At 53.2% G+C, this 14188-nt stretch carries 14 protein-coding genes and 1 pseudogene; 7 read left to right on the top strand and 8 right to left on the bottom strand.

The features are described 5' to 3' along the window. Positions 1-890 (top strand): photosystem II D2 protein (photosystem q(a) protein) (gene psbD / locus L5220_RS08950; RefSeq protein WP_499573096.1); only part of this gene is annotated, 890 nt, incomplete at its 5' end. Between the two features lie 114 nt (positions 891-1004). Here the strand turns inward: psbD and L5220_RS08945 are convergent. The 3 genes from L5220_RS08945 to L5220_RS08935 all read right to left on the bottom strand — a co-directional run bounded on the left by L5220_RS08945 (position 1005) and on the right by L5220_RS08935 (position 3279). Beyond that, on the bottom strand, positions 1005-1361 hold the full coding sequence (locus L5220_RS08945; RefSeq protein ID WP_099799015.1) for a ribulose bisphosphate carboxylase small subunit: 357 nt from the start codon (positions 1359-1361) through the stop codon (positions 1005-1007). A 38-nt stretch (positions 1362-1399) separates the two neighbouring features. Beyond that, positions 1400-1786: a RuBisCO chaperone RbcX gene (gene rcbX / locus L5220_RS08940; RefSeq protein WP_099799014.1), complete on the bottom strand. Its 387-nt coding sequence runs from the start codon at positions 1784-1786 to the stop codon at positions 1400-1402. A 65-nt stretch (positions 1787-1851) separates the two neighbouring features. Next, positions 1852-3279, bottom strand: coding sequence for a form I ribulose bisphosphate carboxylase large subunit (locus L5220_RS08935; RefSeq protein ID WP_099799013.1), 1428 nt, complete (start codon positions 3277-3279; stop codon positions 1852-1854). A 421-nt stretch (positions 3280-3700) separates the two neighbouring features. On the opposite strand from L5220_RS08935, the gene ylqF reads away from it, so the two are divergent. Continuing rightward, positions 3701-4546 carry a ribosome biogenesis GTPase YlqF gene (gene ylqF, locus L5220_RS08930; RefSeq protein ID WP_448514003.1) on the top strand — a complete coding sequence of 282 codons (846 nt, stop codon included), beginning with the start codon at positions 3701-3703 and terminating at the stop codon, positions 4544-4546. A 21-nt stretch (positions 4547-4567) separates the two neighbouring features. On the opposite strand, the gene psaX is transcribed toward ylqF, so the two are convergent. From psaX to L5220_RS08915, 3 genes are all read right to left on the bottom strand, one after another. Further along, entirely contained in the window at positions 4568-4678 is a 111-nt protein-coding gene (gene psaX, locus L5220_RS08925; protein ID WP_227517316.1) for a photosystem I protein PsaX, read from the bottom strand. Positions 4679-4826: 148 nt separating this feature from the next. Then, entirely contained in the window at positions 4827-5840 is a 1014-nt protein-coding gene (cydB, locus tag L5220_RS08920) for a cytochrome d ubiquinol oxidase subunit II (RefSeq protein WP_499573094.1), read from the bottom strand. A gap of 12 nt (positions 5841-5852) precedes the next feature. Further along, positions 5853-7301, bottom strand: a complete 1449-nt coding sequence (locus tag L5220_RS08915; RefSeq protein ID WP_448524394.1) for a cytochrome ubiquinol oxidase subunit I — start codon at positions 7299-7301, stop codon at positions 5853-5855. Positions 7302-7710: 409 nt separating this feature from the next. On the opposite strand from L5220_RS08915, the gene L5220_RS08910 reads away from it, so the two are divergent. The 4 genes from L5220_RS08910 (at position 7711) to L5220_RS08895 (ending at position 11517) form a co-directional block, all read left to right on the top strand. Further along, positions 7711-8055: a hypothetical protein gene (locus L5220_RS08910; protein WP_099799008.1), complete on the top strand. Its 345-nt coding sequence runs from the start codon at positions 7711-7713 to the stop codon at positions 8053-8055. Between the two features lie 18 nt (positions 8056-8073). Then, a complete protein-coding gene (locus L5220_RS08905; RefSeq protein ID WP_499573102.1) occupies positions 8074-9843 on the top strand; it encodes an ABC transporter ATP-binding protein in 1770 nt (589 codons plus the stop codon). Positions 9844-9957: 114 nt separating this feature from the next. Further along, a complete protein-coding gene (locus L5220_RS08900; protein WP_499573091.1) occupies positions 9958-11076 on the top strand; it encodes an SUMF1/EgtB/PvdO family nonheme iron enzyme in 1119 nt (372 codons plus the stop codon). A 9-nt stretch (positions 11077-11085) separates the two neighbouring features. Next, positions 11086-11517, top strand: a complete 432-nt coding sequence (locus tag L5220_RS08895) for a gamma-glutamylcyclotransferase family protein (RefSeq protein WP_448514009.1) — start codon at positions 11086-11088, stop codon at positions 11515-11517. Here the strand turns inward: L5220_RS08895 and aspS are convergent. Both aspS and L5220_RS08885 read right to left on the bottom strand, forming a co-directional pair. Continuing rightward, positions 11514-13307: an aspartate--tRNA ligase gene (gene aspS / locus L5220_RS08890; RefSeq protein WP_499573088.1), complete on the bottom strand. Its 1794-nt coding sequence runs from the start codon at positions 13305-13307 to the stop codon at positions 11514-11516. The two genes, L5220_RS08895 and aspS, sit on opposite strands and share 4 nt — an antisense overlap. A 283-nt stretch (positions 13308-13590) precedes the next feature. Further along, on the bottom strand, positions 13591-13758 hold the full coding sequence (locus tag L5220_RS08885) for a transposase (RefSeq protein WP_499573100.1): 168 nt from the start codon (positions 13756-13758) through the stop codon (positions 13591-13593). An 81-nt stretch (positions 13759-13839) separates the two neighbouring features. On the opposite strand from L5220_RS08885, the pseudogene L5220_RS08880 reads away from it, so the two are divergent. Next, a pseudogene (locus L5220_RS08880) lies at positions 13840-14188 on the top strand (hypothetical protein); the annotation flags it as partial.

The raw sequence follows: 14188 nt of genomic DNA, 5'->3' as shown, positions 1-14188 counted from the left end.
CGTGGTACACCCACGGCTTAGCCTCCAGCTACTTGGAAGGCTGTAACTTCCTGACCGTGGCAGTCTCGACCCCGGCCAACAGTATGGGACACTCCCTGCTGCTGCTGTGGGGCCCCGAAGCCCAAGGGGACTTTACCCGCTGGTGTCAACTGGGAGGCCTGTGGACCTTTATTGCCCTCCACGGTGCCTTTGGCCTCATTGGCTTTATGCTGCGGCAGTTTGAAATTGCCCGCTTGGTTGGCATTCGCCCCTACAACGCCATTGCCTTTAGTGCGCCGATTGCCGTATTTGTGAGTGTCTTTTTGATTTACCCACTGGGGCAGTCCGGCTGGTTCTTTGCGCCTAGTTTTGGGGTAGCGGCGATTTTCCGGTTCTTGCTATTCTTCCAAGGGTTCCACAACTGGACCTTGAACCCCTTCCACATGATGGGGGTTGCCGGGGTGCTGGGGGGTGCCCTACTGTGTGCCATTCACGGTGCGACGGTTGAAAATACCCTGTTCCAAGATGGGGAAGGGGCCAGTACCTTCCGTGCCTTTACCCCCACCCAGTCGGAAGAGACCTATTCGATGGTGACGGCGAACCGGTTCTGGAGCCAAATTTTTGGGATTGCCTTCTCGAACAAGCGCTGGCTACACTTCTTTATGTTGTTTGTGCCAGTGACAGGTCTGTGGATGAGTGCGATTGGAGTCGTAGGGCTAGCGGTGAACCTGCGCTCCTACGACTTCATTTCGCAAGAGATTCGTGCGGCTGAAGACCCTGAGTTCGAGACGTTCTACACCAAGAACATTCTGTTGAACGAAGGGATTCGGGCGTGGATGGCGCCGCAAGACCAACCCCATGAAAACCTAGTCTTCCCCGAAGAGGTACTCCCCCGTGGTAACGCTCTCTAGTCATTCTAGGGAGAGAATGAGCACCTAGAGCCAAAAACCTAGAGCAAAAAAATAAGCCCCCATGCTCAGACTGGGGGCTTTGCCGTTTTAAGCAGGTAGTAATAGGGCTAGGGATTAGTAACGGTAGCCGCTATAACCACTATTTCCCTGATTGGGTTTGTGGACGATAAAGCTCATCACCTGACACTGCTTAATGTTGTCAAAAGCCACAACACGAATGTAGCAGTTGGGGTATTCCGAGCGGCACTGCTGCACCTCGTTGAGTACCTCTTGGGGGCTGGTGCAGTTGAACAGGGGCAACTTCCACATGGTCCAGTAGCGGATTTCGGCATCAGAGCTTTCGTTGAACTCGACGCAGGGGTGGTAGCCTTGCTCAATGGTGTACTGAATTTGCCGCGCAATCTGGGCATCACTCAGCGGCGGCAAGTAGGAAAAGGTTTCGTAGCGACGCTCTTTGGGTAATGTTTTCATAGGTTCCTCAATCAAAAAACAAGGACAATCAATCGCATTCAGTCGGTTGTTGATTCAGGGGGTGGGCTGCCCTCAACCGAGACATCTGACACTTGGGTCATCCGCTCTAATTGCTGGCAGCGTTGCTGTCGGTTCGCCTGCTGGATGCCGGTACGCAGCATTTCCGGTAAGTAGTCTGCCACCATTTCTGCCAAATGCTCTCGCACCGTAAGAATACGAAAGCCCAAATCCTGCTGCTCGCGAAAGAGTGCCTCAAGGTAGCGCTCGCCATCTTGAACATTTTCACGACTGGTAAATTGCTGCAACCACAGGGATCGCGGTGGATCAGTCTCTGCAAGCTGGGCAATTACCGTCCGCACCGCCTGATAGGTAAGGTAACTAATCAGGGTTTTACTGGTTTGTTTGGCAATGTGTTTAACATCCATAGGCGTGGGGGAAAACCGCAGCAGCAACTTTACGCTTAGCTCCGATTGAACCCCATTACCACCCTCTAGATCGTGTCTTGAGCTTCAAACTCAAATTTAATTTCTTTCCACAGTTCGCAGGCAGCAGCCAACTCAGGACTCCAGCGAGCTGCTTCACGGATAATATCACCGCCTTCACGCATCAGGTCACGGCCTTCGTTGCGGGCTTGGACACAGGCTTCAAGGGCAACGCGGTTGGCGGTTGCGCCGGGCGCATTCCCCCAAGGGTGACCCAAGGTACCGCCACCAAATTGCAGCACAGCGTCATCCCCAAAGATGTCCACGAGGGCAGGCATGTGCCAAACGTGAATCCCACCAGAGGCTACGGCCATGACGCCGGGCATCGATGCCCAGTCTTGGGTAAAGTAAATGCCTTTGGAGCGATCTTGCTCGATATAGTTTTCCCGCAGCAGATCCACAAAGCCAAGGGTGACTGCTTTGTCCCCTTCAAGTTTGCCGACCACCGTACCCGTGTGGATGTGGTCGCCCCCAGACATCCGCAGACACTTGGCTAAGACGCGGAAGTGCATCCCGTGGTTTTTCTGACGGTCAATCACCGCATGCATAGCACGGTGGATGTGCAACAGCACGCCATTGTCGCGGCACCACTTGGAAAGGGTGGTGTTGGCAGTGAACCCAGCGGTGAGGAAGTCATGCATGATGATCGGCATCTCGAGTTCTTTGGCAAACTCTGCCCGCTTCAGCATTTCTTCACACGTGGCGGCGGTAACGTTCAGGTAGTGACCTTTGATTTCACCGGTTTCTGCTTGGGCTTTATGAATCGCATCGGCGACAAACAAGAAGCGATCGCGCCAGCGTTGGAAGGGTTGCGAGTTGATGTTCTCGTCATCTTTGGTGAAGTCGAGACCACCGCGCAAACACTCATAAACCGCACGCCCGTAGTTTTTTGCCGATAGACCCAGCTTCGGTTTGATGGTGCAACCGAGCAGCGGGCGACCATACTTGTTGATTTTGTCCCGCTCGACTTGGATACCGTGGGGTGGCCCTTGGAAGGTTTTCAGGTAGGCAACAGGAATTCGCAGGTCTTCGAGGCGTAGCGCTTTCAGGGCTTTGAAGCCAAAGACGTTCCCCACGATGGAGGTGAGCATGTTGGTAACAGAGCCTTCCTCAAACAGGTCGAGGGGATAGGCAATGTAGGCAATGAACTGGTTATCTTCGCCAGGCAGCGGCTCAATGTCGTAGCAGCGGCCTTTGTAGCGATCTAAGTCGGTGAGGAGGTCAGTCCACACCGTTGTCCATGTGCCGGTGGAGGATTCCGCAGCCACCGCAGCAGCCGCTTCTTCAAAGGGCACACCCGGCTGAGGGGTGACCCGAAATGCCGCTAGAATGTCGGTATCTTTGGGGGTGTAGTCCGGTGTGTAGTAGGTGAGGCGGTAATCTTTTACCCCAGCCTGATACCCAGTTTTCTGGGATTTTGATTGCGTATAGGCCATAGACGTTTTTCCTTTTTAACAGTTTAATGTGCCGTTGAGAGCAGCCTCTACACTTGGCAACCTTTGCAATGGAATATGTGTGCAACGCTACGATTAACCCCACTGCTGGGGCAAAATTTAGCAATACGAAACTCAGCGAGATGGTGCAAACATCCGCAAGTCTGTTGTGTCGTCGTAGGTCTTATGCTTAAGCATCAGCTTAGTTGATACCCAATGCAATAACTTTTGCTTTGAAGATTCTTAATTATTCTATAGGTTTGAGTTATCAATCTTTAGAGTTGTTTATAGGTTTCTAATCAAACGCTTACTTGCATAGCCCTGTATCTATTTAATTGTATCGAAGTATTGCCAATAGTCAATCAAAACTAGTACTTATGGGCGATCGCTCTATTGTTATGTCAAGAAAGGGAGTGCAATTTCTATGGGTTCGTTAATTCAGTGGTATCCTGGCCACATTGCCAAGGCGGAGCGGGCGTTGCGAGAGCAGCTCAAGCAGGTGGATCTCATTTTGGAGGTGCGCGATGCCCGCATTCCCCTTGCCAGCCATCATCCTCAAATGGCCCAGTGGGCAAGGGGGAAGCAGCGGTTATTGGTTCTAAATCGGGTCGATATGATTCAGGAGGGCGATCGCCAACGGTGGAGTCAGTGGTTCAGCCGTCAAGACGAGGTGCCTTTTTTTACCAATGCGCAGCGGGGGCAAGGGATTCGCATGCTCCAAAATGCTGCCCTCAAAGCAGGAACTACTATTAACCAACGACGGCAGCAGCGAGGGATGCAAGCACGAGCGGTGCGCGCTGTGGTGTTGGGATTTCCCAATGTTGGGAAGTCGGCACTGATTAATCGACTCCTTCAGCAGCGCGTTGCTGAAAGTGCGGCGCGACCCGGAGTGACGCGACAACTGCGCTGGATTCGTATTTCTCCCATTTTGGAGTTGCTTGATGCGCCGGGGATATTGCCTGCTAACTTGCAGGATCAGCAGGCGGCTATTAAACTGGCCATCTGTGACGATATTGGCGAAGCAGCTTACGATCCGTGCCGCATTGCGCCGGAGCTGGTGGCGTTGCTCAAAGACCTGAAACAGGAGCACCGGCTCAAGGATCGCTACGATCTGGCGGTGGGCGATCGCTCTGGGGAGAGTTATCTTTACGATCTTGCACAGCAGCGCTATCACGGTAACCTTGAGCGCGCTGCCCGGCAACTGCTACAGGACTACCGCCGCGGCCAACTAGGGGCGATCGCCCTCGAGCAACCCCCCCTAGCCGCTTAGGTAACGAACAATGACTACCGATTACTTAAGGATGCCAAAGTAGTATGCGGCAACCAAGAAGTTAATCGCCAGCAGGAGCACTGCCCAAAATGTGCGAAACGTGTAGGTGGGCTTTGCAGACTTTGTTGCCATAGTTGACATCCTCTTTGATGGAAAACGGCACCCTGATTATACCAAACAGCTTTGCTCAACGGATTCACGACAGCAGCACAGGGTGCAATCTCTCTTGAGGGCATCGAGATCAACGCTAGTGGAGGTAGCCATAACAGTTGGTGGGTCTCTAGGCAACCACTTTGCCACGGAATACCAAATAGTTATAGAGGTTGTAGGCCAGCATAATCGGAATTAAAAAGGCCACAAAGATCAGCATAAAAACTTGGGAGCTAGGGGCTGCCGAGGCCTCATAGATCGTGACACTGGGGGGAATGATGTTGGGAAAAATCACAAACCCCAGCCCAATAAAGGACATAAGAAAGATCAGAAATGTCCAGACCAGTGGCATAGATTCCTCGCGACGCTTCAGGCTCCGCAGTAGCATGGCAATGAGGAACACTCCCAACAGGGGAATCGCAGCAAAAACGTAGAACAGCGGTGGCTGAAACAGTTGTTCGCGCACCTGTACATGGAAAATCGGAGCCGTAATCGTAATCAAAATGGCACCGATCAAGGTTGTCCATGTGGCAATGGTGGCGGTTTTATAGTGGGTGTTCTGCAACTCGCCGCTGGTTTTGTAGATTAAGTAGGTGGAGCCAATGAGAACATAGCCTTGAATGAGGGTCAGCGCCACTAAAACCGAGTGCCATGTCAGCCAGTCCCACATGCTGCCCGCAAAATTCCCCGCGGCATCGACGTTAATGCCTTCAAATACGGTGCCTACGGCAAACCCTTGCCCCAAGGCGGCCAAGAAACTGCCAACGCCAAAGGTCAGGTTCCATACCCGCTTGTTGTTGGCGTTTTCGCGAAATTCAAAGGAAACGGCTCGCAAAATCAGTCCTACGACCATGATGACGGCGGGCAGGKAAAGGGCATTGAGGATGGTGGCGTAGGCCAAGGGAAAGGCACCAAAGAGGGAGCCCCCCATCAGCACGAGCCATGTTTCGTTTGCATCCCAGACATTGCCGAGGCTGGTCATAAGGATATTCCGCCGTTGCTCGCTGCTAGCGGTCAGCGACAGAATGCCAATGCCCAAATCAAAGCCATCGAGGAGAATATAGAGGAACAGAAATAAACCCAGAATGCAAAACCACACTTGGGGCAGGAAATGCTGGAGGGGGGCTAGAGGATTGGTGTCCATAGGAGTTTACCGTTACTGCTGGGTTTCTAGAGGGCGACTATCGGGCTGATGCTCTGCCATTTTGATGCGAATTTCGAGTTCTTCGGCATTACGTAGGCCAGGAACGGGCAAGGCCACGTTGGGGCCTTTCTGGATGATGCGGCTACCAAAAAAGAGGGCGGCAAAGAAAAAGATGGTGTAAAGTGCAACAAGGCCGCTGAGGGAAAACAGGACGACTTGAGGCGGTAAGGCCGAGGCAGCCTCTGCGGTGCGCATTTGGCCATAGACAATCCACGGCTGCCGTCCGACGCAACGCACAATCCAACCCGCTTCCACCGCAATGTAGCCCAGCGGTCCAGCAAAAATCCAGCCCCACCACAGCCATTTGTAGTTGCCAAGGCGATCGCCAGCAAGGCCAGTGCGCCACCAAATAAATACCGTCACGCTCACTAAGGCAGCAAGATACAGGCCAATAGCTATCATGGTGCGGAAGGAATAGTAGATCAGACCAATCAGGTGGGGGCGATCGCTCGGTGCCCACTCCTTCAACCCCAGCACAGGGCTATCCAGAGTGGGTTTTAGCTCCAGTAAATAACCGAGCAGGCCAGGAATTTTTACGTCCACCTTATTGGTTTGGGTTGCTTCATCAGGGATGGCAATTAAACTCCAACTGGCGGACGTTCCGGCGGGAATGGTCTCCCATTGGGCTTCCATGGCGGCCAGCTTAGCGGGTTGATAGCGATAGACTTGCTCGGCACTCAGGTGACCCACAAAAATTTGCAGCGGCGCAACAATCAAGGCCATCACCAGAACCACCTTCAAGGATTTGGTAAAGAAATTAGGCAGGCGATTTTGCAGTAGGTACCAAGCACTAATGCCGCCAATCACAAATAAGGAGGTTTCTAGGGTGGCAAAGAACATGTGCAAAAAGCTATTGACCATGAAAGGGTTGGCGATCGCTTGGAAATAGTCTTGCACCTGGAACTTGCCATTGACAAAAACCCCGCCAGCAGGGGTTTGCAGCCAGGAATTGGCCGAGAGAATCCAAAACGTTGAGAGGTTGGCACCAAAGGCAACGCAAATGGTGGCCACCCAGTGCATGAGGGGCGGAACCCGCTGCCAGCCAAAGACCATAATGCCTAAGAAACTGGCTTCGAGCATAAAGGCCATCGTGCCTTCAAAGCCGAGCACGGTACCAAAAAAATCCCCCACGGCTAGGGAAAAAGGTGCCCAGTTCAAACCAAACTGGAACGCCATCGGCAAGCCAGAGGCAACACCAATGCCAAAGTTCAGGATGTAGAGCTTTGACCAAAAGCGGGCATGGTGGTAGTAGGTGAGGTTCTTCGTTTTCAGCCAGAGTCCTTCTATCACTACTAGGTAAATGCCCATACCCGTGGTGAGGACTGGCCAGAGCATATGAAAAATTGCCGTCAGGGCAAACTGCCAGCGGGATAACGCAACCGTATTTAAGCTCTCTAGCATTCTGGATGTACCCTAGGCGTTGACTAGCTAACTTGTAGCAAGGCTAATTCGGCTTTGACAAGCTAAATACCCTGCCCGCGCGAAAGCTTTAGCTTTTTTTTACTCTTTATTTACCAAGAAAACCGGGTCTAACGCCCCGCTTTTAGGGCAAGAAGTATGTCAAACCCAGTGCGCCGCAGAGGCAGATAGTAACCGCTGTTCCCAAAACCTCAGGTTCAACCTATGGCAGAATAGCTATGTGCACGAACGACTGGCCAGATTGCAGGGATGTCCAACCGCGAGGTGATACCTACAGCGCTTGCCCTGTCTTCCTTGCAGTCACTGCTGGAGGAGTGTCCCCCCAAATATTAGGGCGCGTCAATTTTACTTGGTGCTTTTGCTGTCAACTCCCTGTGAAAAGGCAACACCTATGAGCGATCGCATTCGCATTAATCTGGTAGAGGGGTCGGTTGCATTCTGTTTTTCCCGCGATGCGGCTCAGTCCCTACGGACAGCAATTGACGATCTCATGGAAGGCATGCGGGCGATCGCCACCGCCAAGGCCAGCGGTAGTCAAATCAGCCCCCAAGCCGTTATGGAATACCAACACGTTGGCGAGGTGTTTTTGGAAGTGTTTTGTAACCCCAATATTTGGCCCAATCCCTACGCCGCCAAGGTGCTTTTAACGGTGCGGGATGAGTCCATTCGCCTGACAACGGAGGCGGAACTCAGCCGGTTGATTGAAGACCTCAATGCCTTTATCGACGCCCCCTAGGGCACTGAGCCACGTGTGATGATTGCTGCCCCTAAGTCTGGCCGTTCCAGTCGCTTCCGCCGTCTCCTGCATTACCTGCGCCCCCATCAAACTAAAATCTGGGCGGGGGTGGTTGCCCTATTGGTGGTGAACCTGCTTGGTACGTACCTGCCGCTGCTGATTGGCACAGCGATTGATGAGCTGCAGGCTCAATTTCAATTTCAGCGGGTGGTGTTCTATGCCCTGCTATTGATTGGCTTGGCCTCGTTGATGTGGTTGATTCGCATGGCTTCGCGGCTGTGGATCTTTGGGGCGGGTCGCTTGGTTGAGTTTGACCTCAAGCAGCGCATCTTTGAGCACCTACTGCGACTAGAGCCGAGTTATTTTGCTGAAAATACCGCTGGAGACCTCATTAACCGCGCCACTAGTGATGTGGATAATATCCGCCGCTTAGTGGGGTTTGCCCTCCTGAGTGCGGTCAATACTCTCTTTGCCTATGGTTTCACCCTACCCGTGATGCTGGCCATTCATCCGGGGTTGAGTTTAGGGGCGATCGCCGTCTATCCGGCGGTATTGTTCATTGTCCAAACCTTTAGCGATCGCCTGCGCTCAGAGCAACTGGAGGTACAGCAAAGCCTGTCGGATCTCAGTGATCTGATCCAAGAGGACATGAGTGGCATTGCCCTAATTAAAATTTATGGCCAAGAAGCCAATGAACAACGCCAATTTGATCGCCTAAACGCAGAACTGCTAGCCAATAACCTAGTCCTCGCCAAAACCCGTAATATTTTATTTCCGCTGTTAGGGGGCATGGTCAGCTTTAGCCTGCTGATTTTGCTGTGGTTTGGCAGCCGTATGATTGCCGACAACACCATTCAGGTCGGGGATTTTGTAGCGTTACTGCTGTATATAGAGCGCCTCATTTTTCCGACGGCACTGCTGGGCTTTACGATTACCACCTACCAGCGAGGAGAAGTCAGCATCGATCGGGTGGAGGCCATCTTGAGTGTAGAGCCACGGATTAAGGATGCTCCCGATGCTCTGTCATTGCCCCAGGTGAAGGGGCATCTGCGCTTTCAGGAGTTTAGCTACACCTATCCCAATCGCCGCACCCCTGTTTTAGATCGGCTGACCTTTGAGGTGCAGCCCGGCGAGATGGTAGCCATTGTTGGCCCCATTGGCTGTGGCAAATCGACCTTGGCCAGTGCCTTACCCCGTTTGTTGGACATTGCCCCTAACCAAATTTTCCTGGATGGTATTGATATTACCCGACTACGCCTAGCGGATCTGCGCGGGGCGAGCGCCTACGTTCCTCAGGAAAGCTTTTTATTTAGCACCACCATCAAGAACAACATTCGCTATGGGGAACCAGAGGCCAGTGAACTGAAAGTAATTGCTGCCGCCAGCCAAGCACAAATTCACCACGAAATCTTGAACTTCCCCAAACAGTACGAGACCCTTGTGGGGGAGCGGGGGATTACCCTCTCTGGAGGACAGCGACAACGCACTGCCCTTGCCCGTGCCCTACTCGTCAATGCGCCAATTTTAGTGCTGGATGATGCCCTTGCCAGTGTCGATAACCAAACCGCCAGTCAAATTCTGCGGGCATTGCACGATCGCCGCCAAACCGTACTGTTTATCTCCCACCAACTGGCGGCTGCCGCCACCTGCGATCGCATTCTTGTCATGGATCGGGGGCGGATTGTGCAGCAGGGCACCCATAGTGAGTTAGCGGCTGTCCCCGGACTGTACCAATCGCTGTGGGAGCAATACCAAGTGGAAGCGACCCTACAGTCTGAGGGCGGATGAAGACAGCGGTATTTACAACTGGAACTGAGTCATCGTTGCTCAATCGTGCCTTGGAGTTGCGATTTGCGGCTGGAGACACGGGTATGAGTCGTGTACCTTGAAACGTAAAGTTTTATGTCTGGATTCAACATTTCTGCTTCTAGCACAGTCCTAGCCGTGCACCAGCGAGAGATCTTTTGGCAAGCTTGGCAACACCAGCGGCAACAGACCCTAGCGCTCATCGCGGATCTGCCAGACTCAGCTCTGCGAACCCAACCTCACCCCCTGTACAGTCCGGTGGGCTGGCATCTAGGGCATATTGGCTTTACTGAAGCCCTGTGGCTTTTGGATCAGCCCACGCATCCCGCTGTGAGCGATCGCCATCGCTACTGGTTTGCGGCGGATGGTCGTCCGAAAGCAGAGCGGCAGCAACTACCGGATCGGGCAGAGTTACTCAGCTATCTGGCAGACATTCGCCAAGAGGTGGGCGATCGCCTGTGGCGGCTATCGGAGTCCCAATGGCAGGAAGAGGCTCGTCTGTGGTGGKGGATATTGCAGCACGAAGCCCAGCACACGGAAACCCTGCAAATGGTCTTGGCTATGCAGGGGCGGCTGAACAGGTATCCACCGCCTATCGGTGATGTCACGACACCCTTTGCTGTACCTGCAGGCGAGTATCGTCTTGGCCGAGATGATCTGCTGGCCTTAGATAATGAACAGCCCTCTCATCTGGTGCTGAGTCCCCCCTTTGTCATAGATGCGGCACCCGTGACGTGGGGGCAATACCGCAACTTTGTTGAGAATGGCGGCTACCAGCGGCCAGAATGGTGGTCAGCAGCGGGGTGGCAGTGGCGCGAAAGCCATGGCATCACAGCCCCCTTCTACCCCATTCCCGATGATCATTTGCACGCTCCGGTGTGGGGCTTGAGTTTTTACGAAGCTGAAGCTTACGGTCACTCGCAAGGGAAGCGTTTACCCAGCGAACAGGAGTGGGAAATTGCCTGCCAACACGGTTTACCCTACACTGGCTTGGTTTGGGAGTGGGTTCAAACCCCCTTTGCACCCTATGCCGGATTTCAAAGCTATCCCTACCGAGGCTATTCCACACCCTATTTTGATGGGGAGCATTACGTTCTCAAGGGGGGTAGTGAGTGCACTCAACCGTTACTCAAACGATCTGCGTTTCGCAACTGGTATCTGCGATCTAGCCGAGGTGTCTTTGCCGGAGCGCGGTATGTCAGACGAGTTTTCTAGGGGCACAAGATGACACCACCGGATACTCTCTACCTCTTTGTCTATGGCACCCTCAAGACCGGCTATGATCCCCATACGAAACTCTGCCAACCATGGTTACACTCCCACCAGCCTGCCTTAGCTCAAGGTCGTCTTTACCATTTACCCATGGGCTACCCCGCTATGACCCCAGAGGAAGGATGGGTACATGGTGAACTCCTCATCTTTAGGAACCCACCCGACACCCTATTAGAGCGCTTGGATAACTTTGAAGGATATTACCCTCAGTTGCCACCGGATCGTAGTGCGTACCAGCGGCAGCGTATCCCTGTTTATGATCTAGATCGAACCCCCTTGACCACCGCGTGGGGCTACATTATGTCGGTGGCCATGGTACAACAGGTGCGTGGCGAATGGTTGCCGGAAGGGGTATGGAATCGGCAAACGGATCTGCGGGCTTAGGGGTTGCGCCGCGGTGGCTTCGCAGGCACGACATGCAGTTCCTTGAGTTGTTGTGGCTCCACACCACTGGGTGCCCCCGTGAGCAGACAGCGAGCCTGCTGGGTTTTGGGGAAGGCGATCGTGTCGCGAATAGAGTCTTCCCCTGCCAAGAGCATCACCAAGCGATCGAGGCCGTAGGCAATGCCGCCGTGGGGAGGCGTGCCAAACTCAAACGCTTCTAGTAAGAAGCCAAATTTTTCCTGTGCCGCAGTCTCATCCAAGCCAATGGTTTCAAATACTTGCCGTTGTAGTTCGGGCTGGTGAATGCGCAGGCTTCCTCCCCCTACTTCGTAGCCGTTGTAGATCAGATCGTAGGCCTGGGCACGGGCGGTTTTCAGGTTGTCTAAATCGTGGGGATGGGGCGCGGTGAAGGGATGGTGCAGTGCTTCGAGGCGCTTTTCCTCGGCGTTCCACTCAAACATTGGGAAGTCCACAATCCAAAGGAGGTTGATGGCCGCTGGGTCAATCAGGGCAAACTCGCGGGCAATGGTCTGCCGCAAGCGATCTAAGGTTTTGTTGACCGTGGCTACTTCCCCTGCCCCAAATAACAACAGGTGGCCTGGCTGTGCGCCGGTGCGCTTCAGTAATTCAGCCTTTTGCTGTGGCGAAAGATTGTCTTTAATGGCACCAATGGTATCGATGTCGCCGTTGTCGCGCACACGGATATAGGCTAAGCCCTTAGCTCCTGCGGCGGTTGCCTCTTGGAACAGATCGCCGCCGGGTTTAATCCGCACGTTGGAGATGCGATCGTTGCCGTTGGGAATGGGCAGAATTTTGACAATCCCCCCTTGGGCGATCGCCCCACTAAAGACCTTGAAGCCACAGTCTTTGAGTAAATCTGAGACATCGACAAGTTCCAAGCCATAGCGGGTGTCCGGTTTGTCGGTGCCATAGCGATCCATGGCTTCATGGTAGCTGAGGCGGGGAAACGGCCGGGGCAGCTCAATGCCTTTGACGGTCTTGAAGATGTGGCACACTAAGGCTTCGTTAAGAGCGAGGATCTCATCTTGCCCCATGAAGCTCATTTCCATGTCCAGTTGGGTAAATTCTGGCTGGCGATCGGCTCTGAGATCTTCATCCCGGAAGCAGCGGGCAATCTGGTAGTAGCGATCGCACCCTGCCACCATCAGCAATTGCTTAAATAACTGTGGCGATTGGGGGAGGGCAAACCATTCCCCGGGGTTGACGCGGCTGGGCACTAAATAATCGCGGGCACCCTCCGGGGTTGAGCGGGTCAGGATGGGGGTTTCAACTTCAATAAAGCCTGCTTCGTCCTCAAGGAAACGGCGTATTGCCTGCACCACGCGATGGCGTAACTGTAAGTTGTGGGCCATGCGCTCCCGTCGCAAATCGAGGTAGCGATAGCGCAGCCGCACCTCTTCGCGCACCTGCTCCTGTTCAGCGGCGGAGATGCTAAAGGGCAATTGTTGCCGCACCGGATTGAGGAGTTCGATGTGATCGGCATACACTTCGATGTCGCCCGTTGCCAGTTTAGGGTTCAACGAATCGACAGGCCGTTGGCTGACGCGACCCACCACCTTAATGACGTACTCACTGCGTAGGCGATCGGCCTGTTGATACGACTCAGGGGTACGCTGAGGATCGCTGACAATCTGGACAATACCGGAGCGATCGCGCAAGTCGATAAAAATTACCCCGCCGTGATCCCGACGCCGATCGACCCAGCCGTAGAGCGTAACGGTGGACTCAACATCGCTGACGCGGACATTGCCGCAGTAGTGCGTTCGCATAAACCCCAAGTGATAATCTAATGGCCAGTCGCTAAAGCCTTACTATTTTAGCGGTTTTTAGCGGTTTCCCCTCTCCAAATGGCACGGTCTGTGTGATGGGAATCACTCCTGCGTGTGGCTGCCATCACAGTTACGTTTGGTCAGCCAGTGCCATAGTAAAGCCAGCGCAGTTGAATTCAGTGCAGTTGCTTATAGAAACCGGAGGGTTCGGGAACCGGATAAAACCTCGCTCGTTCACGACGGTGATACAGAACGGTTCCCGCGCCTACGGCAGTAGGCAGAGTCAGCCTTGACATTCTTCGATATACCGTTTCACTGTCTGGGCTGAAACGTTCCCGGTAGTACCCCAATAATAACTGTGTGCCCAGAGTTGGGATTTTTCATGCAGGTTTTTGAGATGTGGAAATTCCATTCTGAGCCGTCTTGAACTGTATCCTTTCATGACGTTCACCGCCTGAGAAGCTAGCACTTCTCATAAGGTTGCTATTTCCGTAAATAGGCCTCTATAATAACTGCATACCATCTTAACCCAATGATGTTTTTAGCCGTCCAAAAAGATGTTTTTCAACCTGACAAGCAGCTTGCTCAGTTGCTTACTGAGTTAGCGCGTCTTGCCAACAATCTCTACAACCAAGGTGTGTATGAGTCTCGGCAATACTTCTTTGAGCAAGGACGGAACCCGTTCAAGGTTCTGAAGTATGTCAACCTCTACGCAAAACTGAAGGAGAGTGAAAACGGGAAGCTGTTACATTCTCAGGCTGCACAGCAAGTGTTGAAATCTGTGAATGAGGCGTTCAAAAGCTTCAAATCACTCTCAAAACTGTTCAAACTGGGGCAGTTCGACCATGAACCAAAATTGCCGCGATACAGATCGGAAGAGC

It is taken from the genome of Synechococcus sp. PCC 6716 (genome assembly GCF_022570815.1).
GTDB classification, from domain to species: domain Bacteria; phylum Cyanobacteriota; class Cyanobacteriia; order Thermosynechococcales; family Thermosynechococcaceae; genus Thermosynechococcus; species Thermosynechococcus lividus.
This window is presented reverse-complemented; position numbering and strand designations above follow the sequence as displayed.

Bases quoted from the DNA above. Each gene is read 5' to 3' on its own strand.
- L5220_RS08935 (WP_099799013.1), bottom strand. From the start codon at position 3,279: ATGGCCTATACGCAATCAAAATCCCAGAAAACTGGGTATCAGGCTGGG.
- L5220_RS08945 (WP_099799015.1), bottom strand. From the start codon at position 1,361: ATGAAAACATTACCCAAAGAGCGTCGCTACGAAACCTTTTCCTACTTG.
- L5220_RS08910 (WP_099799008.1), top strand. From the start codon at position 7,711: ATGAGCGATCGCATTCGCATTAATCTGGTAGAGGGGTCGGTTGCATTC.
- psaX (WP_227517316.1), bottom strand. From the start codon at position 4,678: ATGGCAACAAAGTCTGCAAAGCCCACCTACACGTTTCGCACATTTTGG.
- rcbX (WP_099799014.1), bottom strand. From the start codon at position 1,786: ATGGATGTTAAACACATTGCCAAACAAACCAGTAAAACCCTGATTAGT.
- aspS (WP_499573088.1), bottom strand. From the start codon at position 13,307: ATGCGAACGCACTACTGCGGCAATGTCCGCGTCAGCGATGTTGAGTCC.
- L5220_RS08905 (WP_499573102.1), top strand. From the start codon at position 8,074: ATGATTGCTGCCCCTAAGTCTGGCCGTTCCAGTCGCTTCCGCCGTCTC.
- L5220_RS08915 (WP_448524394.1), bottom strand. From the start codon at position 7,301: ATGCTAGAGAGCTTAAATACGGTTGCGTTATCCCGCTGGCAGTTTGCC.
- L5220_RS08895 (WP_448514009.1), top strand. From the start codon at position 11,086: ATGACACCACCGGATACTCTCTACCTCTTTGTCTATGGCACCCTCAAG.
- ylqF (WP_448514003.1), top strand. From the start codon at position 3,701: ATGGGTTCGTTAATTCAGTGGTATCCTGGCCACATTGCCAAGGCGGAG.